This window comes from Pseudomonas sp. IT-P260 (assembly GCF_949768395.1).
Classification (GTDB): Bacteria; Pseudomonadota; Gammaproteobacteria; order Pseudomonadales; family Pseudomonadaceae; genus Aquipseudomonas; species Aquipseudomonas parakoreensis.
Genome location: NZ_CATKPO010000033.1, coordinates 78,004 through 104,728, shown reverse-complemented (window position 1 = coordinate 104,728; position 26,725 = coordinate 78,004). Strand labels below are relative to the sequence as shown.

25 protein-coding genes are annotated in these 26,725 nt (G+C 60.6%); 17 read left to right on the top strand and 8 right to left on the bottom strand.

Features of this window, described 5'->3' with window-relative positions:
- Nucleotides 1–22: 22 nt before the first annotated feature.
- Entirely contained in the window at nucleotides 23–847 is an 825-nt protein-coding gene (efeO, locus tag ACM6HV_RS14445; protein ID WP_414904537.1) for an iron uptake system protein EfeO, read from the top strand.
- Nucleotides 848–956: 109 nt separating this feature from the next.
- On the opposite strand, the gene pssA is transcribed toward efeO, so the two are convergent.
- Complete coding sequence (gene pssA, locus ACM6HV_RS14440) at nucleotides 957–2,300, bottom strand: CDP-diacylglycerol--serine O-phosphatidyltransferase (RefSeq protein ID WP_414904536.1); 1,344 nt, start codon at nucleotides 2,298–2,300, stop codon at nucleotides 957–959.
- Between the two features lie 206 nt (nucleotides 2,301–2,506).
- Here pssA and ACM6HV_RS14435 point away from each other — a divergent pair, with 206 nt between their 5' ends.
- The 4 genes from ACM6HV_RS14435 (at nucleotide 2,507) to ACM6HV_RS14420 (ending at nucleotide 5,233) form a co-directional block, all read left to right on the top strand.
- Nucleotides 2,507–3,070, top strand: a complete 564-nt coding sequence (locus tag ACM6HV_RS14435; protein ID WP_041063753.1) for a TetR/AcrR family transcriptional regulator — start codon at nucleotides 2,507–2,509, stop codon at nucleotides 3,068–3,070.
- A 56-nt stretch (nucleotides 3,071–3,126) separates the two neighbouring features.
- Nucleotides 3,127–3,606, top strand: coding sequence for a DUF1348 family protein (locus ACM6HV_RS14430; RefSeq protein ID WP_007963424.1), 480 nt, complete (start codon nucleotides 3,127–3,129; stop codon nucleotides 3,604–3,606).
- 222 nt (nucleotides 3,607–3,828) lie between these two features.
- Nucleotides 3,829–4,350, top strand: coding sequence for a hypothetical protein (locus ACM6HV_RS14425; protein WP_414904535.1), 522 nt, complete (start codon nucleotides 3,829–3,831; stop codon nucleotides 4,348–4,350).
- Between the two features lie 103 nt (nucleotides 4,351–4,453).
- Nucleotides 4,454–5,233: a TSUP family transporter gene (locus tag ACM6HV_RS14420; protein WP_145598055.1), complete on the top strand. Its 780-nt coding sequence runs from the start codon at nucleotides 4,454–4,456 to the stop codon at nucleotides 5,231–5,233.
- Here ACM6HV_RS14420 and nudC read toward each other — a convergent pair.
- The 3 genes from nudC to ACM6HV_RS14405 all read right to left on the bottom strand — a co-directional run bounded on the left by nudC (nucleotide 5,201) and on the right by ACM6HV_RS14405 (nucleotide 7,845).
- Nucleotides 5,201–6,031 carry an NAD(+) diphosphatase gene (nudC, locus tag ACM6HV_RS14415; RefSeq protein WP_041063748.1) on the bottom strand — a complete coding sequence of 277 codons (831 nt, stop codon included), beginning with the start codon at nucleotides 6,029–6,031 and terminating at the stop codon, nucleotides 5,201–5,203. The genes ACM6HV_RS14420 and nudC overlap by 33 nt on opposite strands.
- 6 nt (nucleotides 6,032–6,037) lie before the next feature.
- A complete protein-coding gene (locus ACM6HV_RS14410; protein WP_414904534.1) occupies nucleotides 6,038–6,850 on the bottom strand; it encodes a crotonase/enoyl-CoA hydratase family protein in 813 nt (270 codons plus the stop codon).
- A 221-nt stretch (nucleotides 6,851–7,071) separates the two neighbouring features.
- Nucleotides 7,072–7,845: a class I SAM-dependent methyltransferase gene (locus tag ACM6HV_RS14405; protein WP_414904533.1), complete on the bottom strand. Its 774-nt coding sequence runs from the start codon at nucleotides 7,843–7,845 to the stop codon at nucleotides 7,072–7,074.
- Nucleotides 7,846–8,020: 175 nt separating this feature from the next.
- On the opposite strand from ACM6HV_RS14405, the gene ACM6HV_RS14400 reads away from it, so the two are divergent.
- From ACM6HV_RS14400 to pncA, 4 genes are all read left to right on the top strand, one after another.
- Nucleotides 8,021–8,554, top strand: coding sequence for a tetratricopeptide repeat protein (locus ACM6HV_RS14400; protein ID WP_414904532.1), 534 nt, complete (start codon nucleotides 8,021–8,023; stop codon nucleotides 8,552–8,554).
- 90 nt (nucleotides 8,555–8,644) lie between these two features.
- Nucleotides 8,645–9,103, top strand: a complete 459-nt coding sequence (locus ACM6HV_RS14395; RefSeq protein WP_414904758.1) for a sigma-70 family RNA polymerase sigma factor — start codon at nucleotides 8,645–8,647, stop codon at nucleotides 9,101–9,103.
- Nucleotides 9,100–9,858: a transcriptional regulator gene (locus tag ACM6HV_RS14390; RefSeq protein WP_414904531.1), complete on the top strand. Its 759-nt coding sequence runs from the start codon at nucleotides 9,100–9,102 to the stop codon at nucleotides 9,856–9,858. Before ACM6HV_RS14395 ends, ACM6HV_RS14390 begins: the two co-directional genes overlap by 4 nt.
- Before the next feature lie 50 nt (nucleotides 9,859–9,908).
- On the top strand, nucleotides 9,909–10,535 hold the full coding sequence (pncA, locus tag ACM6HV_RS14385; protein WP_414904530.1) for a bifunctional nicotinamidase/pyrazinamidase: 627 nt from the start codon (nucleotides 9,909–9,911) through the stop codon (nucleotides 10,533–10,535).
- A 107-nt stretch (nucleotides 10,536–10,642) separates the two neighbouring features.
- Here the strand turns inward: pncA and ACM6HV_RS14380 are convergent, their stop codons facing one another.
- Entirely contained in the window at nucleotides 10,643–11,944 is a 1,302-nt protein-coding gene (locus ACM6HV_RS14380; protein ID WP_145598043.1) for an ATP-binding protein, read from the bottom strand.
- 4 nt (nucleotides 11,945–11,948) lie between these two features.
- Nucleotides 11,949–12,650: a response regulator transcription factor gene (locus tag ACM6HV_RS14375; RefSeq protein ID WP_041063735.1), complete on the bottom strand. Its 702-nt coding sequence runs from the start codon at nucleotides 12,648–12,650 to the stop codon at nucleotides 11,949–11,951.
- Between ACM6HV_RS14375 and ACM6HV_RS14370 the strand changes: the two genes are divergently transcribed.
- From ACM6HV_RS14370 to ACM6HV_RS14335, 8 genes are all read left to right on the top strand, one after another.
- Entirely contained in the window at nucleotides 12,543–14,084 is a 1,542-nt protein-coding gene (locus ACM6HV_RS14370; protein WP_414904529.1) for an efflux RND transporter periplasmic adaptor subunit, read from the top strand. The genes ACM6HV_RS14375 and ACM6HV_RS14370 overlap by 108 nt on opposite strands.
- Before the next feature lie 15 nt (nucleotides 14,085–14,099).
- On the top strand, nucleotides 14,100–17,198 hold the full coding sequence (locus ACM6HV_RS14365; RefSeq protein WP_414904528.1) for a multidrug efflux RND transporter permease subunit: 3,099 nt from the start codon (nucleotides 14,100–14,102) through the stop codon (nucleotides 17,196–17,198).
- 138 nt (nucleotides 17,199–17,336) lie between these two features.
- Nucleotides 17,337–17,978 (top strand): DUF1345 domain-containing protein, encoded by a 642-nt coding sequence (locus tag ACM6HV_RS14360; RefSeq protein ID WP_414904527.1) that lies wholly within the window; start codon nucleotides 17,337–17,339, stop codon nucleotides 17,976–17,978.
- Nucleotides 17,979–18,144: 166 nt separating this feature from the next.
- Complete coding sequence (locus ACM6HV_RS14355) at nucleotides 18,145–19,173, top strand: LacI family DNA-binding transcriptional regulator (RefSeq protein WP_414904526.1); 1,029 nt, start codon at nucleotides 18,145–18,147, stop codon at nucleotides 19,171–19,173.
- 178 nt (nucleotides 19,174–19,351) lie between these two features.
- Nucleotides 19,352–20,134, top strand: coding sequence for an AP endonuclease (locus ACM6HV_RS14350; protein ID WP_145598029.1), 783 nt, complete (start codon nucleotides 19,352–19,354; stop codon nucleotides 20,132–20,134).
- Nucleotides 20,127–21,146: a sugar kinase gene (locus ACM6HV_RS14345; protein ID WP_145598026.1), complete on the top strand. Its 1,020-nt coding sequence runs from the start codon at nucleotides 20,127–20,129 to the stop codon at nucleotides 21,144–21,146. The genes ACM6HV_RS14350 and ACM6HV_RS14345 overlap by 8 nt, the downstream gene beginning before the upstream one ends.
- Nucleotides 21,147–21,202: 56 nt before the next feature.
- Complete coding sequence (locus ACM6HV_RS14340; RefSeq protein ID WP_414904525.1) at nucleotides 21,203–22,501, top strand: MFS transporter; 1,299 nt, start codon at nucleotides 21,203–21,205, stop codon at nucleotides 22,499–22,501.
- Nucleotides 22,502–22,515: 14 nt separating this feature from the next.
- A complete protein-coding gene (locus ACM6HV_RS14335) occupies nucleotides 22,516–23,493 on the top strand; it encodes an NAD(P)-dependent oxidoreductase (protein WP_414904524.1) in 978 nt (325 codons plus the stop codon).
- Between the two features lie 140 nt (nucleotides 23,494–23,633).
- Here ACM6HV_RS14335 and ACM6HV_RS14330 read toward each other — a convergent pair whose 3' ends face one another.
- Together ACM6HV_RS14330 and ACM6HV_RS14325 are read right to left on the bottom strand one after the other, a co-directional pair.
- Nucleotides 23,634–24,821: a pyridoxal phosphate-dependent aminotransferase gene (locus tag ACM6HV_RS14330; RefSeq protein ID WP_414904523.1), complete on the bottom strand. Its 1,188-nt coding sequence runs from the start codon at nucleotides 24,819–24,821 to the stop codon at nucleotides 23,634–23,636.
- Nucleotides 24,822–24,862: 41 nt separating this feature from the next.
- Nucleotides 24,863–26,488, bottom strand: a complete 1,626-nt coding sequence (locus ACM6HV_RS14325; RefSeq protein ID WP_414904522.1) for a methyl-accepting chemotaxis protein — start codon at nucleotides 26,486–26,488, stop codon at nucleotides 24,863–24,865.
- Nucleotides 26,489–26,725 lie beyond the last annotated feature (237 nt).

Genomic DNA, 26,725 nt, shown 5'->3' with positions numbered 1-26,725 from the left:
TAAAAAACCTCGGAGCCGCTCCATGAAAAAGTCGCCACTCGCGTTATTGCTGACCATCGGTTTACTCAACACCCCGTTGTCGGCGTTCGCCGCAACAGCGCCGCTGGATCTGGTCGGCCCGGTGTCGGACTACAAGATCTACGTCACCGAGCAACTGGATGAACTGGGCAGCCACACCAAGCAGTTCACCGATGCGGTGAAGAAAGGCGATCTGGCCACCGCGCAAAAGCTCTACGCGCCGACTCGCGTTTACTACGAGTCGATCGAGCCGATTGCCGAGCTGTTCAGTGACCTTGATGCATCCATCGACTCGCGCGTCGACGATCACGAAAAAGGCGTGAAGGCTGAAGACTTCACCGGTTTCCATCGCCTCGAATATTCGCTGTTCTCGGAGAAGAGCACCGAAGGCCTGACGGCGCTGGCTGACAAGCTGGACAGCGACGTCAACGACCTGCAGACCCGCGTCGCCGGCCTGACCTTCCCGCCGGAGAAAGTCGTCGGCGGTGCGGCCGCGCTGTTGGAAGAAGTTGCCGCGACCAAGATCTCCGGTGAAGAAGACCGTTACAGCCACACCGACCTGTACGACTTCCAGGGCAACATCGACGGCGCGAAGAAAATCGTCGACCTGTTCCGTCCGCAGATCGAGAAGCAAGACAAGGCGTTCGTTGCCAAAGTCGACAAGAACTTCGCCACCGTGGACAAGATCCTCGCCAAGTACAAGACCAAGGACGGTGGTTTCGAGACGTATGACAAGGTGAAGGACAACGATCGCAAGGCACTGGTTGGCCCGGTCAATACCTTGGCGGAAGACCTGTCCACGTTGCGTGGCAAGTTGGGGCTGAACTGACGGATTTGAGTCGCCAGTAAAAAAGATCGCAGCCTTCGGCAGCTCCTACAGGGTGTTCACATACCCAATGTAGGAGCTGCCGAAGGCTGCGATCTTTTGCTTTTAACGGTTACAAAATCCGGTACAGCAACCGCTCAATCCGCACCCGACTGACCCGCTTGAGAAACTTCGCCACTCCAGCCGGATACTCCGGCAGAGTCTCAAGGTTCTGGAAGCTGGCAATCCGCGTGGTGTTGTGGAAAATCTCCTGCTGCTCCTTCGCCCGGGGCTCAAGCCACTCGCCTTGCGGATCATCGATCAGCAGCGCGTTTTCCAGGTCGAGACGAAACGCCCGCGGGTTGAGGTTGTTGCCGGTCAGCAGCGTATAGCGCTGATCCACCCACATGCCTTTGAGGTGATAGCTGTTGTCGCCGTCACGCCACAGGTGCAGGTTCAACTGGCCGCTGTCGATGTTGCGCTGATGGCGCTTGGCAAAACGCCGCAGGCTGATTTCGTACAGGTACGGCAGCGCCGCAATCACCTTGAACGGCTCGCTCGGCGGAATGTAGAAATCGTTGGCGGTTTTGTCGCCGACCACGATGTCGATCTTCACCCCACGGGCCAGGGCGCGGTTGATCTCGCGGATGATCGGCAGCGGCAGGTTGAAGTACGGCGTGCAGATGGTCAGCTGCTGTTGCGCACTGGCGATCAGCTCGACAATCACCCGGTTCAACGGGTTGTTCTTGCCCACGCCGAGCAGCGGACTCACCGACAGGCCGGTATGTGCCGTGCTGCCGGCACTGGTGTCGTACGCCGCGTATTTGAGACGGCTGCGCAGGTCGCCGATGTCGTTGCGCAGGCTGCGGGTAGTCGGCAGGTTCGGCAGGTCGAGGCGATGCACAGCCTTGGATTCGATCAGGCCGTGCTTGACCAGATGGTGCATCGAGTTCGCCAGTTCGCGGCTGTGCAGCACGTGGTAGCGGTCGAAACGGTACTTGTCGAACTTGTGCAGGTAGACGTTGTTCAGGCTCGCACCGCTGTAAACCACACAGTCGTCGATCACGAAACCTTTCAAGTGCAGGACGCCGAACAGTTCGCGGGTCTGCACCGGCACGCCGTAGACCGGCACTTCACTCTGATGCGTGCGGGTCATTTCCTGATACCACGCCGAGTTGCCCGGCTGTTTGCCGGCACCGATCAGCCCGCGCTGGGCGCGCAGCCAGTCGACCACCACGACGATCTCCAGCTCCGGGCGCTTGAGCTTGGCGGCGTGCAAGGCATCGAGGATTTCCTGACCGGCCTCGTCGTGCTGCAAATACAGCGCAACGATGTAGATGCGCCGGGTCGCCTCGGCGATTTTCTCCAGCAGGCAACGACGGAACTCGGCGGCGCCGGACAGAATCGTCACGGCCTCGGCAGTCAGGGGAAAGCTGCGCAGTTTGGGCAGCAAAGAGCGTTTGAAAAGCAACGGCATAGGGCTCGCAATGGGTCGAATCCGAAGAACCCGAGAGCTTACACCATCAACCGGTTCGGGTCTTGTTACTGTCTGTAATGACGCCTTCGCGAGCAGGCTCGCTCCCACAATGGATCGCATTTCAAATGTGGGAGCGAGTCTGCTCGCGAAAACGATCTGAAAATAAACGCTTGACCAAGGAGAACGATCGTTCTACTGTTCACCACATGAACGAAATCAATGACACCTCGACCCGCGACATCATTCTGGATGTCACCGAAAAGTTGATCTACAAAAGTGGCATTGCGGCCACCGGCATGGATCTTCTGGTGAAAACCGCCGGCGTCTCCAGAAAAAGCATTTACCGCTACTTCGCCAACAAGGAGGAGCTGACCGTCGCCGCCCTGCAACGCCGCGACGTGCGCTGGATGCACTGGTACCGCAGCGCCGTCGACCAGGCCGAAACCCCGGCCGACCGCCTGCTCAACCTGTTTACCGTGCTCAAAAGCTGGTTCGCCTCGGAAGGCTTCCGCGGCTGCGCCTTCATCAATACCAGTGGCGAGACCGGTGACCCCGAGGACCCGGTGCGCCAGGTCGCCAAAGACCACAAACAGAAGCTGCTCGACTACCTGTGCGAGCTGTGCACCGAACATGGCGTCGAAGATCCGCAACGTCTGGCCAGGCAGTTGCTGATCCTGATTGACGGCGCCATTACCGTAGCGCTTGTGATGGGTGATCACAGTGCCGCTGATAATGCGCAATGCATGGCGCGTAAGTTATTGGACCTGTAACGCCTTAAATAAGCCTGAACCGTTGTTTAATCGTTTATTAGATCGGGAGACTGACAATGTCGACTGCTGCCCAAGTGCGTCCACCGCTACCGCCGTTCAATCGTGAATCGGCTATCGAAAAAGTTCGACTGGCCGAAGATGGCTGGAACTCCCGCGACCCCGAGAAGGTGTCGCTGGCTTACACACTCGACACGAAATGGCGCAACCGCGCCGAGTTCGCCAACAACCGTGAAGAAGCCAAGGCGTTCCTGACCCGTAAATGGGCCAAGGAACTCGATTACCGCCTGATCAAGGAACTTTGGGCCTATTCGGATACGCGGATTGCCGTGCGCTACGCCTATGAATGGCGCGACGATTCGGGCAACTGGTTCCGTTCCTATGGCAATGAAAACTGGGAGTTCGATGAGCACGGCCTGATGTTCCAGCGCTATGCCTGCATCAACGACATGCCGATCAAGGAAAGCGAACGCAAGTTCCATTGGCCGCTGGGTCGGCGTCCGGATGATCATCCGGGGCTGTCGGACCTGGGTCTGTAAGCTCACGGAAATCCCTGTCGCAATGTGCGGAGGCTGCGAGATATTGGCCTGTTCGAAAGCAACAAGGTCAATCGATCGCAGCCTTCTTCCCTTTTCAAGATGATCGCCATCGATTTATCGCGAAAATGTCTAACTGACTGTCATTTATGACAGTAGCCACGAGTCTTGATTGACTCAATGATCGGCGGACACCGCCAACTTCATGATCGTTGAGGACTCTTTATGAAGCAGACCAATCGCATCAAAAATGGTGATTTCAGCAGCGGCAACTTCGACTACTGGCGTCCCAGGGGATATGACACGCCAATAACCGTAGAACTTCGCGAAGGCAACTTTGCTGCTCGAATGGTCGGCGGCAGAAATCAAGGACAAAATCTGGCTGCTGAAATTTTCAGCGTCAAGCCCGGAGCTTTCAAGTTCGATTTCGACATCGAGGCACCTGAGGCCGTGCCTATCGAAAACACCCAGCATAGAACCTTTCATATCCAGGGCCGCGAGACGGCAGACAACCCGCTGATTAATGCATTCGTCGTTTATACCATCTGGATGACCAATGATCAGGGCGAATCAACTATCTGGACCAGTTGGCGATACGTCGATCGGCAATCACAGACAATTACGGTGGAAGGCATTACGCCAGAGGGTTACGGCCGGGTGGATATTCAGATCGCCATACCCAGTGATCCGTTCGGCAACAAGGGATGTTATTTTCTCGACAATTTTCAGTTTTTAACCCTCGACTAAAGTGAAATCCCGGCGCCCATGACGGCAACGGATCCGTGTCGCAGGAGCCTGTGTTACGGGCTATGATGACGCCCCGTTCCTTCCTGCCACACAAGCCGATTCCATGCCTTTCGAACTCAGCGTTGACCTCACTACCCTGGCCGTTCTGGCCCTTGTCGCTTTCATTGCCGGCTTCATCGACGCCATCGCCGGCGGCGGTGGTCTGCTGACCACGCCCGCGCTGCTGACGGCCGGCCTGCCGCCACACTTGGTGTTGGGCACCAACAAACTCAGTTCGACCTTCGGCTCGGCCACCGCCAGCTTCACCTTCTACCGACGCAAACTGTTCCATCCTCGGCAGTGGATGCACGCGATCATCGGCACTCTGGTCGGCGCGCTGACCGGCGCGATCGTCGCCCATTACCTGCCGGCGGAATGGCTGAACAAGATGCTGCCGGTGATCGTCTTCGCCTGCGGCCTCTATCTGTTGTTCGGCGGTACGCCAAAAGCGCCGCTGGACAGCGACGCGCCGATCAAGAAGAAATGGCAATCGAGCCAAGGCTTCAGCCTCGGTTTCTACGATGGCGTGGCCGGCCCCGGCACGGGTGCGTTCTGGACCGTCAGCAGCCTGCTGCTCTACCCCATCGACCTGGTCAAGGCCAGCGGTGTGGCGCGCAGCATGAATTTCGTCAGCAACATTGCGGCGCTGTCGGTGTTCATGTTTTCCGGGCAAGTGGACTGGATCATCGGCCTGAGCATGGGCCTGTCGGTGATGGTCGGCGCATTCTTCGGGGCACGCACCGCGATCAGCGGCGGCGCCAAGTTCATTCGTCCGGTGTTCATCACCGTGGTGCTGGGCCTGACCGTGCGCCTAGCCTGGCAACACTGGTTCAGCGTGGCCTAAACGGCGCGCCACGTAGACGTCAATCAGGTAACGGGCAATCGATTTTGACGCCGGCAACGGCGGCAGATCGTGCACGTTGAACCACTGGGCGTCTTCGATCTCGTCTTCCTGGCAGACGATCTCGCCACCGGCATATTCGGCATGAAAGCCCAGCATCATCGAGTGCGGGAACGGCCAGCACTGACTGCCCATGTACTGGATGTTCTTCACCTCGATGCTGACTTCCTCGCGCACCTCGCGAATCAGACAATCCTCGGCCGACTCGCCCGGCTCGGCAAACCCGGCCAGCGTGCTGTAGACCCCGGTGACGAAACGCGGTGAGCGCGCCAGCAGGATCTCGTCACCACGGGTGACCAGCACGATCATGCTCGGCGAGATCCGCGGATAACTGCGCAGCTCACACGGCTGGCAATACATCGCCCGCTCACGCGGCACCTGCATCATCGCCTGCCCACAGTTGCCGCAGAAGCGATGTTCGCGCGCCCAGGTGCCGATCTGCGCGGCATAACCCAACACCTTGTAGACGGTGTGATCGCCATCGAGCATGAACGCCCGCAGCCCCTTCCAGTTGCAGCCCGGCACTTCGCTGTGACTGTGCAGCTCCAGCAGATACACCGGCTCGCCATCGAGATGGCCAATGCCATGCTCGGCGAGGATCGACAAGTCCTGACGCTTGAGCCATTCCCGGGGGAACAGCGCGCCGTTGTCATCGAACAGAAAGCCTTCGGGGCTGCGCGCCACGGCCCAGCCGCCGGGTTGATCGGTGTCCAGTACTGCAGTGGTCCAGCGAGCTGTCATGGTTTCTCAATCCAGAAATTCGGGTTTCTGTTTACTCATATGGGCGGCCATGGCCACGCGCAAGTCGGTGGATTGCAACATGGCGGCGTTCCAGGTGGCAACGTATTCGAGACCGTCGTCGATGCGATGGTCACGCATGTAGCTGATCATTTCCTTGGTACCGGTGACTGCGATGGGCGATTTGCGGGCGATGTCGCGAGCAATGTCCATCACGCCTTCAAGCAGCAGGTCCTTGTCAGCATAAACGCGATTGACCAGACCGATGCTGCGCGCTTCGTCGGCACCGAACGTACGACCGGTGTAAGCCAGTTCACGCAGCATGCCGTCACCGATGATCCGTGGCAACCGTTGCAAAGTGCCAACATCGGCGGCCATGCCGATATCGATTTCCTTGATCGAGAATTGCGCGTCTTCGGCAGCGTAACGCATGTCGCAGGCGGCGATCAGGTCGATGGCACCACCGAGGCAATAGCCCTGAATCGCCGCCAGCACCGGTTTGCGGCAATTATCGACGGCGTTGAACGAGGCTTGCAGAGTCAGGATCTTGCGCCGCAGCAGACGCGCGTTACGGCCGACGTCCTTGCCCAGCTCATTGGCGACGCCGGCGAGCATCATCAGGTCGATGCCAGAGGAAAAGTGTTTGCCGTTGCCGCTGAGCACCACCACTCGCACTTCGTCGGTGTCATCGATCCACTGGAAAATCTCGACGATCTCGCTCCAGAACGCGGCGTTCATCGAGTTGATCTTTTCCGGACGATTGATCTGCACGTGCGCGATGTTGTCGGCCAGTTCGACGCTGAAGGCGGTGTATTGAGTCATGGCAGTGATCCTTTACCGGGCAGAAAATGAGGCCCGAACTATAACAAGGCATCACGATGGCGGTTCGGCCAAATGCGGGACTGGGTCGAGAGATGCAGTGTCAGGGCTGGCCTCTTCGCGAGCAGGCTCGCTCCCACATTGATATTCAGTGAACTCAGTTTCTGCATTCACCACCGATCCTTGTGGGAGCTAGCCTGCTCGCGAAGGGCTGCACCGCCGATCTAACCGCCCTTCACCGCCACATACGCCGCCGTCTCATAAGGCACCGTCAACACATGCCGCCCACGCAACGCTGGCTCCGAGGCAATCAGCGCGCGAATCTGCTCATCGACCTTGTCCCGCTGCGCCTGCGGCAACGCGGCAATGAAACTGGTGGAGCGCACCCGATTGAAAATCACGTCCTCCGGCGAGCCGGTATGTCCATGGTGGAACTGCTGCAAGTGCAACGGCCCGAACGCCGGATGCGGAAACACTTGACGCCATTGGCCGGTGTAGTAACGCGGCGTGTCCCCTTCCAGCGCGTTAACGATGGCATCGAGTTTCGGCACCCAACTGACTTGCGTGTCGCGCAGGTTCCAGATCAGGCCAAGCTTGCCGCCGGGCTTGAGCACACGAGCGATTTCGCTCAAGGCCTCGGGCGTGGCGAACCAGTGAAACGCCTGCGCGCAGACCACTGCATCCACCGACGCATCCGGCAGTGGCAGATCGGTCGCCGTACCGCTCACCGCCAGCACCTGCGGCCAGGCGGCGGAGAGTTTTTCCAGCATCTGCGCCACCGGTTCCACGGCGATTACCTGTGCATCGGTCGCCACCAGCCGGCCGGTGAACTTGCCGGTACCGGCACCCAGATCGATGACCGTCTTGTGACTGTCCAGACCCAACGTCTGGGTCAACCACTGGCTGACCTGCGGCGGGTAGTCCGGGCGGCCCTTGATGTAGGTGTCGGCGGCAGTCTTGTAGCCGGCAGCAGCGGAGTGATGGACCTGATCTTTCATGGCAGTTCCTCGTATGGCAGCGCGGAGGCATCGTCAGGCGCTGGATGGACGGCTGGCGTTCTTGAGCATAACGCCACAATTTGCGCTTACCTTGAACAGAGCCTGACAAAGCAATGAATAAAATGCCGTGCTGTGGTGTTCAAAGTGAAACATAACCCTCTGTGGAGCCTTGCCCATGACTATCCGTTCCGTTATGTTCGCCGCCCCGTTGCTGCTGGTGACCGCGTTGTCTGCATCAATGGCGTTTGCCAACGGTGATGAAAGTGCGCCCGTGCAGAAACCCAATTGCCCCAAAGGCCAGGTCTGGGACAGCCAATCGCAGAAATGCGTGATGCAGACCAGCCGTGCCGTGCCGGATGCCGACCGTACCGATTACGCCTACAGGCTGGCCAAGGACGGTCGATACGAAGAAGCTCTGGCCCTGCTCGACACCCTCAAACAACCGAACACCGCCAAAGCCCTCAACTATCGCGGTTACGCCACGCGAAAACTGGGGCGTACAGATGAAGGCATCGGCTATTACCTGCAATCGGTGCAACTCGATCCGCAGTACGCGCAAGTGCGTGAATACCTCGGCGAAGCCTATGTAATCAAAGGCCGCGTCGACCTGGCGCAGGAACAGTTGCAGCAAATCAAATCGATTTGCGGAACCTCTTGCGAGGAATACCAGGACCTGGCTGAAGCCATCAACGATTCATCGAAAACCTGAAACAGATAAAGGAACGCCATCATCGTCAGCGATCAGGCATTCAGAGCGGAACTCGGACAGCATCTGGCGCGACTGTGGCGCTACGGCCTGCTGCTGTCGCGCAATCGGCACGTGACCGAGGATCTGGTGCAAGCCACATGCGTGCGGGCGCTGGAACGTGCCGGGCAATATGTGGCCGGCACGCGCATGGATCGCTGGTTGCTGAGCATCCTGCATTCGATCTGGCTCAATGAAGTGCGCGCCCGCCGGGTGCGTCAGGGTGCGGGCCAGGTTGATGCCGACGGGCAACTGGCCTTCGACGGCGAATACGCCGCACAAACCCACGTCATGGCGGCGCAGGTGATTCGCCGGGTCGATGCGTTGCCGGAAACCCAGCGTGTAACCGTATACCTGGCTTACGTCGAAGGCCTGTCCTACCGCGAAGTCGCCGATATCCTGCAAGTGCCGATCGGTACGGTGATGAGTCGTCTGGCCACCGCGCGGCTGAAATTGGCCGAATACCCGCCACTGCAAGCCGTGCCGAAAACCACCGGAGGTGACCGCCCATGAACAAGCCCTCCGACGAACAACTGGTGGCCTACCTTGATGATGAGCTGGACCCGGCGTATCGCAGCCAGCTCGACAGCGCGATTGCCGACGACCCGTTGCTCAGCCTGCGCGTGCAATGGTTCGAACGCAGCAGCCTGCCGTACAAGGATGCCTATGACGAACTGGCGCAACAGGCGCCGCTGGAGCGTTTGCAGGCGCGCCTCGATGCTATCCCCGCCCCCCAGCGGCCGGGCTTGAGTCGACGCTGGTTTATCGGTGCGGCCGCCGCGAGTCTGCTGGCGGGCGGCGTATTGGCCGATCGCCTGTTTCTCGCCTGGCAGTCACAGCAGGCAAATAACTGGCGCGCCTTGGTGGGCGACTATATGGCGCTGTATGTGCCGCAAACGCTCGATCATTTGCCGGGCGACGAAGCCAGCCAACGCGCGCAATTGCGTGCGGTGGATGCACGATTGGGGCTGAGTCTGTCGCCGGCACTGGTGAGGTTGCCGGGCGCCGAACTCAAACGTGCACAAATGCTCGAGTACGACGGCGTACCGATTGCGCAACTGACCTATCTGGACGCCAGGCATGGGCCGCTGGCCTTGTGCGTGACCCGCTCCAATAGCGGCAGCCGGCCACTGGCGCACGAACGGCGCCGTGAAATGAACGTGGTGTACTGGGCCGAAGGCGAGCATGCGTGGATGTTGATCGGGCACAACCCGGCGCCGGAACTGGAAGATCTGGCCAGGCGCTTGATCGAACGGTTGAGCGCATGAGAGTCGCTGCCACTATGCTGAGCGAGTGATTATCCAAGGAGGAACCACCGATGCAGATTTCACCCCGCAGCGCCCTGCTGGTCATTGACGTGCAGAACGACTTCACCCCGGGCGGCCAGTTGGCCGTACCCGAGGGCGATCTGATCGTCCCGCTGATCAATCGCCTCAGCGGCCTGTTCAAACAAGTGATCATTGCCCAGGACTGGCACCCGAGCGGCCACGCGTCATTCGCCTCCAGTCACCCCGGGCGCAAACCGTATGAGGTCATTCAACTGCCCTACGGCGAGCAGACCCTCTGGCCGGATCATTGCATGCAAGGCAGCGCCGGTGCCGAGTTTCACCCCAACCTGAAACTGCCTCATGCGCAACTGATCATCCGCAAAGGTTGCAACCCGGACATCGACAGCTATTCGGCATTTCTCGAGGCGGACCGGCGCACCACCACCGGACTGGCTGGGTACCTGAAAGAACGCGGTATCGACACGGTGTACATGGTCGGTCTGGCGCTGGATTTCTGTGTGATGTTCTCGGCGCTGGACGCGCGGGCGGCGGGGTTCAATACGTTTGTGGTGCTGGATGCCTGTCGCGCCATTGATATGGAGGGCTCACTGGCGACGGCCATGGAGCGGATGCAGACGGCCGGGGTTGGCTTGATTGAGTCGAACCAACTCATCTGACCCTGTAGGAGCTGCGGCACGCTGCGATCTTTTGATTCTGATTTCAAGAACAAGATCAAAAGATCGCAGCCTCGTTTCACTCGACAGCTCCTACAGTGGGTTGATGCTCAGCTTGCAGTGGGCAACCACAACCTGAACCGCGCCCCACCCAGCGGCGAGCTTTCCACCGTCAGTGTCCCGCCCTGCGCCTCCAGCGCCCGGCGGCTGATGGCCAGGCCCAGACCAAAACCACCGGTAGCGCGGTCGCGGCTGCGATCCAGGCGATAAAACGGCTCAAAAATCCGCTCGCGCTCGTCATCCGGGATACCAATCCCATCATCGTCAACCCAAATCCCGCAGCCATCGGGGCTGACCTGCACGCCAATCTGGATACGCTTCTCGCAATAGCGCATGGCATTGCGCAGCAGGTTCTGGATCGCCCGGGCGGTCAGGCGCGGGTCCAGCGAAAAGCGTTCGAGCTGACCGTGCAGCAGCACATCAATGACGATATCCGGTGATTCCAGCTCTTCATCGACGCTGCCCAGAATGCTGTCGATGAACTCATCCAGCGAAACCTCAACCTGTTCCGGTAATTGCGCCGGATTCTGCAGGCGGCTGTAAGACAACAATTCCAGGACCAGTTCATCCAGTTCACGAATGTGCGCCACCAGCCCTTGCAGGCGCTCGCGACTGGTCGCCGGCAAATCATCGGACAGTGCCAGGGCCAGACCGAAATCCAGACGGGTCAGCGGCGTGCGCAATTCGTGAGACACCGCATTGAGCAGGTCGCGCTGCTGGTTGAGCAGATTTTCGATATCGCCGGCCATGGTGTCGAACACGTTGGCCAGGCTGCCGATGTTGGAGCTGGCGGGAATCTGCGTACGCTCGCTCAAGTGGCCTTTACCGAAGCGTTCGGCGGCCCCCTTGAGGCGCTCCAGATCACGCCAGTGCGGGCGAATCCACAACAGCAGGCAGGCGAGCATGGTCGCGCCGATCAGCACGTTGATGCTCCAGTACAACAGATTGACGTCCAACGGATCCGGCGGCACCACCATTTGCACCGCGACATCGTCGTTCAGCGGCGTGACCGCCAAGGTGCGCCATCCCCAATCGCCAATGCGCACCACGTTTTCCCCACGGCGCAAACGCGCCTGCTCGGGGGCGGTGAAACCGGCGTCGTCGATGCGCGCCAGAACGATGTGCAGCGGCTGGAAGTCCTTGTCCATCGACTGCGCCAAGGCTGGCCACTGATCCTGTGGCACCGCGTGAAACTGGCGGGTAATCAGCGATTGCAGGCCCCGCGAATAGTCGAGGTTATAAGTGATGAAGCGCTCGCGGAACGCCATGATCACCAGATCCGGCACCAGATAGATTGCCGCGCTGTAGGAGACGATCGTCACCAGGTACAGGCGAAAGAGGATTCTGAACATCAGCTCAGCATTCCCATTCGGAACGGCTGAACAGGTAACCCTTGCCCCACACGGTCTTGATCTTGCGCGCCTCGCCGGCGTGGTCGTCGAATTTGCGCCGCAGCTTGGAAATCGCCACGTCCACCGAACGATCGGTGCCGTTGAACTCGATGCCACGCAGGCGCTGCAGAATCTGATCGCGGCTCAGCACTTCACCGGCATGCCGGGCCAGCACCACCAGCAAATTGTATTCGCCACTGGACAGCTCTACCGGCTGCCCGCGCCAGGTCACGGTGCGCTCGGACAAATCGATGCACAGATTGCCCATGACGATGCGGTCATTGACCGTCATCGGTTCACCGAGGCTGCTGCGTCGCAGCAAGGTGCGCACCCGGGCCAGCAGAACCCGTGGCTCGCAGGGCTTGGTGACGTAATCGTCGGCGCCCATTTCCAGGCCCAGCACCTGATCGTGACTGTCGTCGCGGGCGGTCAGCATCAGGATCGGCAGCGTCGCCGAATCGGCCCGCAGCAGACGGCAGACTTGCAGGCCGTCGAGCCCCGGCAGCATCAGGTCGAGAATGACCAGGTCCGGCGGATTGATCCGTGCCCGTTCACGCACATGGTCACCACGACCGATCACGCTGACGGAATAGCCGTTGCGCTCCAGGTAGCTGGAAATCAGTTCGGCGAGGGCGGTGTCGTCTTCGACCAGAAGGATGTTGGGCATGGGGTGTTCCAGATATTGCTGTGGTGGATGTCAGACCCTCTTCGCGAGCAGGCTCGCGCCCACATCGATTTTGCGTCGTTCACAAAACCTGTGTGGGAGCGAGCCTGCTCGCGAAAGCGGTCCAACCGTAACAAAAGAATTCAAGGCGTAAAGGATATACGCCCTCACCCGTCCCTGAGTAAAACCCTTACACAATTTCACACAGCGCCTACAAAGCTTCACCGCTACCCTCGGCGTCTGGCCTTAGGATGCGGGCTTCAATATTGGGGGTGGTACATGTCGAAAAAACTTCTGGCCGGGCTCGGCCTGATCGCTGTTGCGTCGTTGCTGAGCGCCTGTGATTCGTCTTCGAAGGCCGAAGAAGAAGCGCCGCCGGCCACCGTGCGTATCGAAACCATCGAAACCCGCCCCCTGTCGATCAGCAGTGAACTGAGCGGGCGCATCGCCGCACCGCGCATCGCCGAAGTGCGCGCCCGGGTCGCCGGTGTGGTGCTGCAACGCACCTTCCGTGAAGGCAGCGACGTGAAAAAGGGCGACGTGCTGTTTCGCATCGATCCGGCACCGTTCAAGGCTGATCTTGATAGCGCCGAAGCCGCGCTGCGCAAGGCCGAGGCCAACGCCTTTCAGGCGAAGTTGCAAGAGCAGCGCTACGCGCAGTTGATCGACGACAAGGCCATCAGCGCTCAGGACTACGACAACGCCCGCGCCAATGCCCGGCAAACCGCCGCCGATGTAGCCGCCAATAAAGCCGCGGTAGAGCGTGCGAAGCTGAACCTCGGCTACGCCACCGTCACCGCGCCGATTTCCGGCCGAGTCGGCCGGGCTCTGGTTACCGAAGGCGCGCTGGTCGGGCAGAACGAAACCACGCCACTGGCGCTGATCCAGCAACTCAATCCGATCTACGCCGACCTTACCCAGTCGACCCGTGAACTCAACGAACTGCGTCGCGCGTTCCGTTCCGGGCAGTTGCAGGCAGTCGGCCAGGATCAGGTCAAGGCCACGCTGATTCAGGATGACGGCAGTTTCTATCCGTTACCGGGCAAGTTGCTGTTCAGCGACATCACGGTCGATCCAGGCACTGGCCAGATCATCCTGCGCAGCGAGTTCCCCAATCCTGATCTTGACCTGTTGCCGGGCAGTTTCATTCGCGTACGCCTGCAACAAGCGACCGTGCAGAACGGCATCACCGTACCGCAACGTGCGGTGCAGCGTGACAGTGCAGGTATCGCTCAGGTACTGACTGTCGACGAGCAGATGCGCGTGGCGCAACAACCGGTGCAACTGGGCGCAGTGCAAAACGACCGCTGGATCGTCACCGGTGGCCTCAAGCCCGGTGACCGTATTGTCATCGAAGGCCTGCAACACGCCCGTCCCGGCGAAAAAGTGCAGATCGACGACACCCCTCTTCCCCTTGCCCAGACTTCTGGTCAGTAAGCAGGACGCTCTTCTATGCCGCAGTTCTTTATCGACCGCCCGGTGTTCGCCTGGGTCGTCGCCCTGTTCATCCTGTTGGCCGGTGCACTGGCCATCCCGCAATTGCCGGTGGCGCAGTACCCCGACGTCGCGCCGCCACAAATCGAAATCTATGCGGTGTACCCCGGTGCCTCGGCGCAAACCGTCGATGAAAGCGTGGTCAGCCTGATCGAAGAAGAGCTCAACGGCGCCGATCACCTGCTGTACTTCGAATCGCAGAGCAGCTTGGGCAGCGCGACGATCAAGGCCACCTTCCAGCCGGGCACCAACCCGGAACTGGCCCAGGTTGATGTGCAGAACCGCCTCAAAGTGGTCGAGTCGCGCCTGCCGCAAGCGGTCAATCAGCAAGGCCTGCAGGTGGAGAAAGTCTCCGCCGGCTTCCTGCTGCTGATCACCCTGACCTCCAGCGACGGCAAACTCGATGACGTAGCGCTCAGTGATTACCTGGCGCGCAACGTGATGAACGAAATCAAACGCATCGACGGCGTCGGCAAGGCCCAACTGTATGGCGCTGAACGCGCGATGCGGATCTGGATCGATCCGCAGAAGCTGATCGGTTTCAACCTCACCCCGGCCGACGTCAACGCCGCTATCGTCGCGCAAAACGCCCAGGTATCGGCAGGCAGCATCGGCGATTTACCCAACCCGTCTACGCAGGAAATCACCGCGACCATTCTGGTCAAGGGTCAGTTGTCGACGCCGGAAGAATTCGCCGACATCGTGCTCAAGGCCAACCCCGATGGTTCTACCGTACGCATCGGCGATGTGGCGCGGGTCGAGATCGGCAGTCAGGAATACCAGTTCGGCACGCGCCTGAACGGCAAGCCGTCCACCGCCGTTGGCGTGCAACTGGCACCGGGGGCCAATGCGCTGGCGACCGCCACATTGATCCGGGCGAAGATGGACGAGTTGTCGCGCTACTTCCCGGCGGGCGTCGAATACAAGATTCCGTACGACACCTCGCCATTCGTCAAAGTCTCGATCACCAAAGTCGTCTACACCCTCGGTGAAGCGATGCTGCTGGTGTTCGCGGTGATGTTCCTGTTCCTGCAGAACATTCGCTACACCCTGATCCCCACGCTGGTGGTGCCGGTGGCCCTGATGGGCACCTTCGCCACCATGCTGGCGCTGGGTTTCTCGATCAACGTGTTGACCATGTTCGGTATGGTGCTGGCGATCGGCATTCTGGTGGACGACGCCATCGTTGTGGTGGAAAACGTCGAGCGGATCATGGCCAGCGAAGGCTTGTCGCCAAAAGACGCCACGCGCAAAGCGATGAAGCAGATCACCGGGGCGATCATCGGCATTACCCTGGTGCTGGTGGCGGTGTTCATTCCGATGGCATTCATGCAGGGTTCGGTGGGCGTGATTTACCGGCAGTTCTCGCTGTCGATGGCCACCTCGATCCTGTTCTCGGCGTTCCTGGCCCTGACGCTGACGCCTGCCTTGTGCGCCACGCTGCTCAAGCCGATTGCCAAGGGCGAGCATCATGAAAAGAGCGGGTTCTTCGGTTGGTTCAATCGCCGCTTCGAGCAACTGACCGATCGCTATCAAGGCTGGGTCGGTTACGCGCTGAAGCGCAGCGGACGTTATCTGTTGATCTATGGCGTGCTGCTGATCGGCATGGGGTTGTGCTTCGCGCGACTGCCCTCCTCGTTCCTGCCGGTCGAGGATCAGGGTTACACCATCACCGATATCCAGCTGCCGCCGGGCGCGAGCAAGAACCGTACGGTGCAGGTGGTCGAGCAGATCGAGGCGCACAACGCCAGTGAACCGGGGGTGGGCGACAGCACGGTGATTCTCGGCTTCAGTTTCTCCGGTAGCGGGCAGAACGCGGCACTGGCGTTCACCACCCTGAAAGACTGGTCGGAACGCGGCAGCGACGATTCGGCCACTTCGATTGCCGATCGCGCCAACATCGCCCTGAGCCAGATCAAGGACGCCATCGCGTTTGCGGTGTTGCCGCCACCGGTTGACGGTCTCGGTACTTCCAGCGGCTTCGAATTCCGTCTGCAGGATCGCGGCGGTTTCGGTCACGCGACGTTGATGCAGGCGCGCACCGAATTGCTCACCGCCGCCGAGAAAAGCCCGATCCTGATGAACGTGCGCGAAAGCGCGCTGGCCGAAGCGCCGCAGGTGCAACTGGAAGTGGACCGCAAGCAGGCCAACGCGCTGGGTGTGTCGTTTGCCGACATCGGCAACGTGCTGTCCACCGCCGTGGGTTCTTCCTACATCAATGACTTCCCCAATCAGGGGCGCATGCAGCGGGTGGTGGTCCAGGCCGAAGGCGATCAGCGCAGTCAGGTCGATGATCTGCTGAAAATGCACGTGCGCAATAACGCCGGGCACATGGTGCCGCTGTCGGCGTTCGTCCAGGCGAAATGGACCCAAGGCCCGGCGCAACTGACCCGTTACAACGGTTACCCGGCGATTGCGATTTCTGGCGAACCGTCGCCGGGGCACAGTACCGGTGAAGCGATGGCAGAGATTGAACGACTGGTCGCCCAAGGGCCGAAAGGCCTGGGTCAGGAATGGACCGGGCTGTCGCTGCAGGAACGGTTGTCCGGCAGCCAGGCACCGATCCTGCTCGGCCTGTCGCTGCTGATCGTGTTCCTGTGTCTGGCGGCGCTGTACGAGAGTTGGTCGATTCCGACCTCGGTGCTGCTGGTGGTACCGCTGGGCGTACTCGGTGCGGTGCTGGCGGTAACCTTGCGCGGCATGCCCAACGACGTGTTCTTCAAGGTCGGGCTGATCACGATCATTGGTCTGTCGGCGAAGAACGCGATCCTGATCATCGAATTCGCCAAGAGCCTGTATGACGAAGGCAACGACCTGATCGATGCAACGTTGCAGGCAGCGCGCCTGCGTCTGCGACCGATTGTCATGACTTCGCTGGCGTTCATCCTTGGCGTGGTGCCTTTGGCCATCGCCACCGGTGCCAGTTCGGCCAGTCAGCAGGCGATCGGTACCGGGGTGATCGGCGGGATGATCACGGCGACCCTGGCGGTGATTTTTGTGCCGTTGTTTTTCGTGGTGGTCATGAAGCTCGTCCAACGCTTCACCAAACATCCTTGATCCCACTGCAGGAGCTGCCGCAGGCTGCGATCTTTAGATCTTGATAGAACAGAATCAAAAGAATCGCAGCCAGCAGCGCCTACAAAAGCACGATAGCGTGCGCTAAGGTGCAGGGATCGATCATCACTGTGAATCCCCATGCGCTTTCTCGCCCGCACCCACCCTCGCCTGTCCGCCGCCGCTCTGGTTGGCCTTGCCACCGGCCTGCTGGTTCCTGCCGACGCCATCGTCAGCAAAATCCTCATCGGCTGGAATACGGGCGTCTGGACCTACCTGATCCTGATGTTCTGGCTGACCGTCCGGGCGAAGGCGCCGGACGTCAAACGTATTGCCGTCATCGAAGACGAAAACGCCGGGCTGGTGCTGTTCGTGGTGTGTATCGCAGCCCTGGCGAGTCTCGCCGCCATCACCCTGGAACTGGCCGGCACCAAGGATCTGGATACCCATCGCAAACTTCTGCATTACGCCTTCACCGCCGTCACCGTGGTAGGTTCGTGGCTGGTGATCGGGGTGATCTTCTGTGTGCACTACGCACGCCTGTTTTACACCTGGGACGGCAAGGAACCGGCCCTGCGTTTTGCCGAAGGCCTGACCACGCCCAATTACTGGGACTTCCTGTATTTTTCCTTCACCATCGGCGTCGCGGTGCAGACGGCCGATGTCGGCGTGGCTACCCGGGACATTCGCAAGATCGTCCTGGCGCAGTCGTTGATCGGGTTTGTGTTCAACACCGCGATTCTGGGCTTTTCGATCAACATTGCTGCCGGCCTGTTTGGCTGAGCATTGCGCAGATACCTCAATAACGCTAAGCACCGCCCGTCGGCGCCACGTTGAAGTACCACGCGCATTCACTTGACGGAGCGTCGGCTTCTGGTGTTTCCTGAAACCGGTTTCAGCGCCATCGCGGCGCACGAAACGAATAAATCCAATAATAAGGTTTCACACCGTGAACGACTTTTCCGCCGCCCAGCGCAGCCGCGTGACCATGCTCGATGTTGCCGAACGCGCCGGCGTGTCCAAGGCCAGCGTCTCGCGCTTCATCGGCGATGACCGCGCCCTGCTCTCCGACGCCATCGCCCTGCGTATCGAGCAGGCGATCAGCGAGCTGGGTTACCGCCCGAACCAGATGGCCCGTGGTCTGAAACGCGGGCGCACGCGCCTGATCGGCATGCTGGTGGCCGATATCCGCAACCCTTATTCGATTGCCGTGATGCACGGGGTGGAAACCGCCTGCCGTGCGCATGGCTACAGCCTGGTGGTGTGCAACACCGACCGCGATGACGAGCAGGAACGCCAACACCTGGCGTTGTTGCGCTCGTACAACATTGAAGGGCTGATCGTGAACACCCTCGGTCATCACCGTGACGAACTCCACGAACTGCACCGGGAAATGCCGCTGGTGCTGGTAGATCGCAAGGTCGATGGCCTCGACAGCGACATGCTCGGGCTGAACAACGCGCAGGCTGTCGAGATGGCCCTGACGCACCTTGAGCAGCGCGGCTATCGCGATGTGTTGATGGTGACTGAACCTTATGACGGCACCAGTTCGCGGATCGAGCGGGTCAGCAATTTTCAGACGCAGATTGCCCAGCGTTCCGGATTGACCGGTGCGGTGCTGGAAACCGGCGACGCACTCGCCACTGATCTTCAAACCTTTTTGAACACACCGGCTACCGGGCCTAAAGCACTGTTCTGCGCCAACGGCGTGGCGGCGCTGGCCTGCACCCTCGCCTTGCGTGAAATCGGCTGCGGGTTATTCGCGGATGTCGGGCTGATTGCCCTGGATGACCTGGATTGGTACCCGTTGGTGGGCAGCGGGATTACCGCCCTCGCCCAGCCAACGGCCGAGATTGGCGCACGGGCGTTTGAGTGTCTGTTGAAGCGTTTGCGGGGGGATGCCGAGATTCCACGCAGGCTCGATTTTGCCCCGGTGCTGATTGAGCGCGGTTCTACCCGAGGGAACGGTGGTGTTTGAGCTGACGCCTTCGCTGGCAAGCCAGCTCCCACAGGGTTTTGTGGTGTTAATGCAATCCATCCAATACCCCAGAACATTGTGGGAGCTGGCTTGCCAGCGACGAAGCCCAAAAGACCATCAAAAAACCACCTGATATTTTTTTGAACAAAAATGAAACCGGTTTCAGAGGCAGATAACAATGAATAAACCCGCCGTTTCCATCAGCCTGTCCAGCTACGGCGCCGAGCTTGTGCGCCAACGCGGGCAAGATTTCTTCATCGACGTGCTGGCTGCCGCCGGTGCCGATCGCATCGAATGGCGCGAAGAGTTGCTGACCCGCGAAGTGCCTGCACAACTGCAGGCCGCCACCCGGGCGCAGGGTCTGCAAAGCATCTATTCGTCGCCGACCGAACTGTGGCTCGCCGGTCAGGCGCGGCCCAATCCCGAATTGATCAACGCCCTGCAACACGCCCAGGCGTTTGGCTCGAAATGGCTGAAAGTCTCACTCGGCTATTTCACCGACAACTGTGATCTGCAGGCGCTGCAGCAACTGCTGGGCAACAGCCCGGTGCAGCTGCTGGTGGAAAACGACCAGACCTTGCAGGGCGGCCGCATCGAGCCGTTCCAGCGCTTTTTCGCGGCGGTCGAGCAGCATGATTTGCCGATCAAGATGACCTTCGACATCGGCAACTGGCAGTGGCAGGACCAGTCCGCTGCCAACGCCGCACGTCTGCTCGGACGGCATGTCGGCTACGTGCACTGCAAAGCGGTAGCGCGCCGCGCTGACGGCAAACTGGTCGCCGTGCCGCCCGCCGTCAGCGACCTGCATTTGTGGGAACAACTGCTGCGGCACATGGCCCAAGGCGTTATGCGTGCCGCCGAATACCCGTTGCAGGGCGATGACCTGGTGGCGTTGACCACGGAACACGTCGCCGCCCTCGCCCGCCTTGGCCAATCGCGTCTGGAGCCTGCCCATGTCTGAGATCGATATTCTGTCGTTCGGTGAAACCATGGCGATGCTGGTCGCCGAGCAGACCGGTGATCTGGCGGCGGTCGAACATTTTCACAAACGCATTGCCGGCGCCGACAGCAATGTGGCGATCGGCTTGTCGCGCCTGGGTTTCAATGTGGCGTGGCTGAGCCGGGTCGGCAGCGATTCCCTCGGACGTTTTGTGGTCGAGACCTTGATCAAGGAAGGTCTGGATTGCAGTCACGTCGCGGTCGATCACCAGCATCCGACCGGTTTCCAGTTCAAATCCCGTAACGACGATGGCAGCGACCCACAGGTCGAGTATTTCCGCCGTGGCTCTGCGGCCAGTCGTCTGTCCGTCCAGTCGATCACCGATACCTTGCTCAGCGCCCGTCACCTGCACGCCACCGGGATTCCACCGGCACTGTCAGCCAGCGCTCGGGAAATGTCGTTCGAACTGATGACTCGCATGCGCCATGCCGGGCGCAGCGTGTCGTTCGACCCCAATCTGCGCCCGAGCCTGTGGGCCTCTGAGCAAGAGATGATCCGCGAAATCAACCGCCTCGCCGCCCTCGCCCACTGGGTACTGCCGGGTTTGAGCGAAGGCCGCTTGCTGACCGGCTTCGAAGACCCGGCGGACATCGCCGCGTTCTATCTTGATCAGGGCGCTGAAGCCGTGGCGATCAAGCTTGGGCCGCAAGGCGCTTATTACCGCACGCAACTGGATCAGGGGTTTGTCGCCGGAGTACCGGTGGCCAACGTGGTCGACACAGTGGGTGCGGGCGACGGATTTGCCGTCGGCATGATCAGTGCCCTGCTTGAACATCAGAGCTTTGCCGAGGCGGTGCAACGCGCCAACTGGATTGGCAGTCGGGCGGTGCAGAGTCGCGGGGATATGGAGGGGTTGCCGACCCGGTCTGAACTCATCGTTGAATTCGAAACCGCTTTCGCGAGCAAGCTCGCTCCCACATTTGGAATGCATTCCCCTGTGGGAGCGAGCTTGCTCGCGAAGAGGCCCGCTTGATCACCGCAAAAATTTGAACCTGCTGCGACAAAAACAACAAGCTCAGGAGCAACACCATGAAAACCGCAACCCTCGCCGCCCGCCGCTGGTGGTACATCATGCCGATCGTGTTCATCACCTACAGCCTGGCGTATCTCGATCGCGCCAACTACGGCTTCGCCGCCGCGTCCGGCATGGCCGCCGACTTGATGATCACCCCGGGCCTGTCTTCTTTGCTCGGGGCGCTGTTCTTCCTCGGCTACTTTTTCTTCCAGGTGCCCGGGGCGATCTACGCGCAAAAACACAGCGTGAAAAAGCTGATTTTCTTCAGCCTGATCTTCTGGGGCGGGCTCGCCACGCTGACCGGCGTGGTCTCCAACGCCTATTGGCTGATCGTCATCCGTTTCATGCTCGGCGTGGTCGAAGCCGCGGTAATGCCGGCGATGCTGGTCTACCTGTGCCACTGGTTCACCCGTGCCGAGCGCTCGCGGGCCAACACTTTTCTGATCCTCGGCAACCCGGTCACGATGTTGTGGATGTCGGTGGTCTCGGGCTATCTGGTGCAGCACTTCAGCTGGCGCTGGATGTTCATCATCGAAGGCTTGCCGGCGGTGCTCTGGGCGTTTATCTGGTGGAAACTGGCCGATGATCGTCCGGCTCAGGCCAAGTGGCTGAGCGCGCAGGAAAAGCACGATCTGGAAAGCGCTCTCGCCGCCGAACAGATCGGGATCAAAGCGGTGAAGAACTACGCCGAAGCCTTCCGTTCGCCGAAGGTCATCATTCTGGCGCTGCAGTTTTTCTGCTGGAGCATTGGCGTCTACGGCTTCGTGCTTTGGCTGCCGTCGATCCTCAAGGCCGGCGCGCAAATGGACATGATCGAAGCGGGCTGGCTGTCGGCGCTGCCGTATCTGGCGGCGGTGATCGGCATGCTCGCGGTGTCGTGGGGCTCGGACAAACTGCAGAAGCGCAAACGCTTCGTCTGGCCGCCGCTGCTGATCGCCTCCATCGCGTTCTACGGCTCCTACGCCTTGGGCGCGGAACATTTCTGGTGGTCCTACACGCTGCTGGTGATCGCCGGCGCCTGCATGTACGCGCCGTATGGGCCGTTCTTCGCCATCGTTCCGGAGATCCTCCCGGCCAACGTTGCCGGTGGGGCCATGGCGCTGATCAACAGCATGGGCGCGCTCGGTTCGTTCGGTGGCTCGTACCTGGTCGGTTATCTGAACAGCTCCACCGGTTCGCCCGGCGCTTCGTATTTGCTGATGAGCGGCGCGTTGCTGCTGTCGGTGGTGCTGACGATTTTTCTCAAGCCCGGCGCCAGTGATCGTGTCGTGGCCAAAGCCGTTGCCACGCGTCCCGTGCCGGCGCACTCCTGAAGAGATTTTTGCCCATGAAAAAGCAAGTCGTGCTGTACAAGAAACTGTCGCCGGCGCTGATGACGCGCCTACAGCAACACTGTGACGTGACGCTGATCGAAACCCTCGACGCCGACGGCCTGATGAAGCTGCGCGACGCCTTGCCGAGCGCCCAAGGTTTGCTCGGTGCCAGCCTCAAACTCGACGCCGCGCTACTCGATCTGGCGCCGCAACTGCAGGCGATTGCCAGCGTTTCGGTCGGAGTCGACAACTACGACATCGACTACCTGAGCCGACGCAAGATCCTTCTCAGCAACACCCCGGATGTGCTCACCGAAACCACCGCCGACACTGGCTTCGCGCTGATCCTCGCCACGGCCCGGCGCGTGGTGGAACTGGCGAACATGGTGCGCAGTGGCCAGTGGCACCGCAACATCGGCCCGGCGCATTTCGGCACCGATGTGCACGGCAAGACCCTGGGCATCATCGGCATGGGTCGCATCGGCGAGGCGCTGGCGCAGCGCGGGCATTTCGGTTTTGGCATGCCGGTGCTTTATCACAGCCAGTCGCGCAAACCGGCAGTCGAGGCGCGTTTTGACGCGCAGTACCGTAGCCTTGAGGCGCTGCTGCAAGAGGCGGATTTCATCTGTCTTACCTTGCCGCTGACCGCGCAGACCGAAGGTTTGATCGGCGCCGAGCAATTTGCGCTGATGCGCCCCGAGAGCATCTTCATCAATATCTCTCGCGGCAAAGTGGTGGATGAAGCGGCAATGATCGACGCGCTGCGCCATCAACGGATTCGCGCGGCGGGGCTGGATGTGTTCGAGCGTGAACCGCTGAATCATGACTCGCCGTTGTTGCAGCTGAATAATGTGGTGGCAACGCCGCACATGGGTTCGGCGACGCATGAGACGCGGGAGGCGATGGCCAGGTGTGCGGTGGACAATCTGCTGGCGGCTTTGGCTGGGGGGAAGCCGGCTAATCTGGTGAATCCGGCGGCTTGGCAGGGCTGAAAAATCGCCGACTGAGAGTCCGTCTTCGCGAGCAGGCTCGCTCCCACAGGGTTCGGGTTGCACATAAATTTTGTGTACCCCCAATTCAATGTGGGAGCGAGCCTGCTCGCGAAAGGGCCAGCCTCGACAACACAAAACTGTCAGGCACTGCGCGCCTGCAACAACTGCACCGCACACAACGCAATCCGCGCACAGGCATCCGCCAGCTTCACCCGGTCCAACACCAGCCCGATGCGAATATGCCCCGCCGCACTCGGCCCGAAGGCCTCACCGGCCAGCACCGACACCCCGTAACCTTCCAGCAGCCGCTCGGCAAATGCCTGCGCACCAAACCCGGTCTGGCGCACATCGACCATCACGAACATTCCGCCATCCGGGCGAATCGGTTGCAACCCCGGACAGCCGCGCAAATGCTCGCAGACCAGATCGCGGCGCAAACGATATTCCTCGCGCATCTGCGTCACTTCCGGCAGATCGCTGTGCAGCGCAATCTCCGCCGCTTTCTGCACAAAATCCGGTAGGCCAAAAAGCATGCTCAACGACAGGTTCACCAGATGCTCGGCCAGCGCTTTCGGCCCGATCGACCAGCCGATGCGCCAACCGGTCATGGCGTGGGATTTCGACAGACTGTTGATGGTCGCCGTACGTTCGGCCATGCCCGGCAGACTCGCCGGGCTGATGTGCTCGCCCTCGTAAAGCAGATCGCTGTAGACCTCGTCGCTGATCAGCCACAAATCGTGACGCACGCACAGCGCCGCCAGCGCTTGCCAGATCAACAGGGAAAGGCTCGCGCCGGAAGGATTATTGGGACTGTTGAGCAACATCGCGCGGGTCTTCGGCGTGATCCGCGCGGCGACATCGGCGGGGTCAACGCGAAAGCCATTTTCCGGCCGCACCGGCACCGGCACCACCGTCGCGCCGCACGCGCCGAACACGCCCTCGTAGGTCACGTACATCGGCTCGGCCACGATCACTTCGTCACCCGGATCCAGCAGGCATTGAGCGACCGAATACACCGCGCATTGCGCGCCGGGCAGCACGATCACGTGCTCGGCATCCACCACTTGACCGCTGCGCCGCTGGTGGCGAGCGGCGATCAGCTTGCGCAGCGCCAGTCGGCCACGCACTTCGGAATAATGGGTATCGCCAGCCAACAGGCTGTCGATGGCGCCGTGGATGATCGGCAGCGGCGTGTCGAAATCCGGATCACCCACGCTCAGCAGCAGAATGTCGACTCCCTCGGCGCGCAACGCCAGCGCGCGGTCATGAATCTGCCAGGCCGCTGCGCCCTCCCCGGCGATGCGTTGGGTCAAGGCTGAATAGCGCATGTACGTCTCCTGATGGCGCGGTCTCCAGCCTTCACCCTAGGTCAAATCACAAACCGCGCCACCATCGCATTCAAATCCACCGCCAGACGCGACAGTTCATGGGTCGCGGCGCTGGTCTGGTTGGCCCCGGCGGCCGATTGCGTGGCCAGGTCACGGATGTTGACGAGGTTGCGGTCGACCTCACGCGAGACCTGCGCCTGTTCTTCCGAGGCGCTGGCGATCACCAGGTTGCGTTCGTTGATCTGATGGATCGACTGGGTAATCTGCTCCAGTGCCACGCCAGCGGCACGAGCCATTTCCAGGGTGGTCTGGGTGCGCTGGTTGCTTTGCTGCATCGACGACACGGCTTCACCGGTGCCGTTCTGAATACCGGCGACCATTTTTTCGATTTCCTGAGTCGACTGCGCGGTGCGATGGGCCAAGGCACGCACTTCGTCCGCCACCACCGCAAAACCACGTCCGGCCTCACCGGCACGCGCCGCTTCGATCGCCGCATTGAGGGCCAGCAGGTTGGTCTGTTCGGCGATGGCGCGGATCACGTCCAGCACCTTGCCGATGTCACGCCCCTGCGCGGCGAGGCCTTCGATCATTTGTGCAGTGCTCTGCACGTCATGGGTCATGGTCTGGATCGCGTCGACGGTTTTCACCACTTGATCGCGCCCTTCGCGGGCGGCCTGGGTCGACTGGTTCGAGGCTTCGGAGGTCGAGACCGCGTTGCGTGCCACTTCTTCCACAGCAGCGGTCATTTCGTTGACGGCGGTGGCGGCCTGTTCGATCTCGTTGTTCTGCTGTTGCAGTCCACGGGAGGCTTCTTCGGTGACCGCGCTGAGTTCTTCGGCTGCAGCGCCCAATTGAGTGGCGGAGCCGGCGATCTGTTCGATGGTTTTGCGCAGATTAGTCTGCATCGTCGACAACGCTTGCAGCAGTTGTGTGGCTTCGTCTTTGCCATCCACTTCAATCGACTGGGTCAGGTTGCCGCCAGCGATGGTTTGCGCCGCCTGTACGGCACGGTTCAATGGGGTGACGATGCTGCGGGTCAGCAGCAGGGCCAGCAGGACGGTGGCCAGCGCCGCGACAACAGCCACAATGACGATGCCGGTAATGGCGCTGTCGTAATACTCACCGGCCTGCGTGGAGGCGACTTTCGCGCCTGCAGCGTTGATTGCGATCAGCTTGTTGAGCTGTTCGCCCATCTGGTCAGTGCCGTCCTTGATCCGCGTGTTGATCAGGGTGCGCATCTCGTCGACTTTGTCCTGGCGCGACAGCTCCATCATCTGGTTTTGCGCTTGCAGGTAGTTGTCGAGTGTGGTCGCGAACGTCTGGTACAACGCTCGCTCTTCGCTCTCTGCCGGCAACGCGGCGTAACTGGCCTGAGCACTGCGCACCTTGTCCACCAGCACGCCGATGCGCGTTTGCGCTTCTTGCAGGCCTGCCGGGTCGCGGTTGACCAGAATCCGGAACGACAGAATCCGCAGGCGCAGAACGTTTTCCGTTACCACGCCAAGGTACGTGACGCTGGGCAGTTGATTGGTCTCCATGTCGATGGAGGCCTGGCGGATGGTCGACATGCGGTTGACGGCGAACACGCCAAGGACAATCACCAACAAGGCGATAAAGGCAAAACCGAGGAAAGCACGAGGCGCGATATTCAGGTTACGCAAGGACATGGTTGGACTCTCGGATAGAGGTAACTGCGAGCGTCCTTGCCGTCATCACTGGCCCTTGAGCGGGGTCAGTCCGGCGGCACTGTTCGAGGGAATCTGTGTGCGCCTGACCTCTGTATCGGCTGGGCTTTAGGAAGATTTCGTGTAAAGCGAAAATATTTTTCAAGGTGCTTCACCACTGAAACACCCTGACACCAACCCTCTGTGGCGAGGGGATTCATCCCCGATCGGCTGCGCAGC

What these genes read in the sequence shown, in the direction of transcription:
- pssA (WP_414904536.1), bottom strand. Translation starts at nt 2,300, where the DNA reads ATGCCGTTGCTTTTCAAACGCTCTTTGCTGCCCAAACTGCGCAGCTTT.
- ACM6HV_RS14435 (WP_041063753.1), top strand. Translation starts at nt 2,507, where the DNA reads ATGAACGAAATCAATGACACCTCGACCCGCGACATCATTCTGGATGTC.
- ACM6HV_RS14325 (WP_414904522.1), bottom strand. Translation starts at nt 26,488, where the DNA reads ATGTCCTTGCGTAACCTGAATATCGCGCCTCGTGCTTTCCTCGGTTTT.
- ACM6HV_RS14400 (WP_414904532.1), top strand. Translation starts at nt 8,021, where the DNA reads ATGACTATCCGTTCCGTTATGTTCGCCGCCCCGTTGCTGCTGGTGACC.
- ACM6HV_RS14330 (WP_414904523.1), bottom strand. Translation starts at nt 24,821, where the DNA reads ATGCGCTATTCAGCCTTGACCCAACGCATCGCCGGGGAGGGCGCAGCG.
- ACM6HV_RS14340 (WP_414904525.1), top strand. Translation starts at nt 21,203, where the DNA reads ATGAAAACCGCAACCCTCGCCGCCCGCCGCTGGTGGTACATCATGCCG.
- ACM6HV_RS14420 (WP_145598055.1), top strand. Translation starts at nt 4,454, where the DNA reads ATGCCTTTCGAACTCAGCGTTGACCTCACTACCCTGGCCGTTCTGGCC.
- ACM6HV_RS14410 (WP_414904534.1), bottom strand. Translation starts at nt 6,850, where the DNA reads ATGACTCAATACACCGCCTTCAGCGTCGAACTGGCCGACAACATCGCG.
- nudC (WP_041063748.1), bottom strand. Translation starts at nt 6,031, where the DNA reads ATGACAGCTCGCTGGACCACTGCAGTACTGGACACCGATCAACCCGGC.
- ACM6HV_RS14360 (WP_414904527.1), top strand. Translation starts at nt 17,337, where the DNA reads ATGCGCTTTCTCGCCCGCACCCACCCTCGCCTGTCCGCCGCCGCTCTG.
- ACM6HV_RS14390 (WP_414904531.1), top strand. Translation starts at nt 9,100, where the DNA reads ATGAACAAGCCCTCCGACGAACAACTGGTGGCCTACCTTGATGATGAG.
- efeO (WP_414904537.1), top strand. Translation starts at nt 23, where the DNA reads ATGAAAAAGTCGCCACTCGCGTTATTGCTGACCATCGGTTTACTCAAC.
- ACM6HV_RS14380 (WP_145598043.1), bottom strand. Translation starts at nt 11,944, where the DNA reads ATGTTCAGAATCCTCTTTCGCCTGTACCTGGTGACGATCGTCTCCTAC.
- ACM6HV_RS14430 (WP_007963424.1), top strand. Translation starts at nt 3,127, where the DNA reads ATGTCGACTGCTGCCCAAGTGCGTCCACCGCTACCGCCGTTCAATCGT.
- ACM6HV_RS14350 (WP_145598029.1), top strand. Translation starts at nt 19,352, where the DNA reads ATGAATAAACCCGCCGTTTCCATCAGCCTGTCCAGCTACGGCGCCGAG.
- ACM6HV_RS14425 (WP_414904535.1), top strand. Translation starts at nt 3,829, where the DNA reads ATGAAGCAGACCAATCGCATCAAAAATGGTGATTTCAGCAGCGGCAAC.
- ACM6HV_RS14405 (WP_414904533.1), bottom strand. Translation starts at nt 7,845, where the DNA reads ATGAAAGATCAGGTCCATCACTCCGCTGCTGCCGGCTACAAGACTGCC.
- ACM6HV_RS14370 (WP_414904529.1), top strand. Translation starts at nt 12,543, where the DNA reads ATGGTCACCACGACCGATCACGCTGACGGAATAGCCGTTGCGCTCCAG.
- ACM6HV_RS14365 (WP_414904528.1), top strand. Translation starts at nt 14,100, where the DNA reads ATGCCGCAGTTCTTTATCGACCGCCCGGTGTTCGCCTGGGTCGTCGCC.
- ACM6HV_RS14375 (WP_041063735.1), bottom strand. Translation starts at nt 12,650, where the DNA reads ATGCCCAACATCCTTCTGGTCGAAGACGACACCGCCCTCGCCGAACTG.
- pncA (WP_414904530.1), top strand. Translation starts at nt 9,909, where the DNA reads ATGCAGATTTCACCCCGCAGCGCCCTGCTGGTCATTGACGTGCAGAAC.
- ACM6HV_RS14335 (WP_414904524.1), top strand. Translation starts at nt 22,516, where the DNA reads ATGAAAAAGCAAGTCGTGCTGTACAAGAAACTGTCGCCGGCGCTGATG.
- ACM6HV_RS14345 (WP_145598026.1), top strand. Translation starts at nt 20,127, where the DNA reads ATGTCTGAGATCGATATTCTGTCGTTCGGTGAAACCATGGCGATGCTG.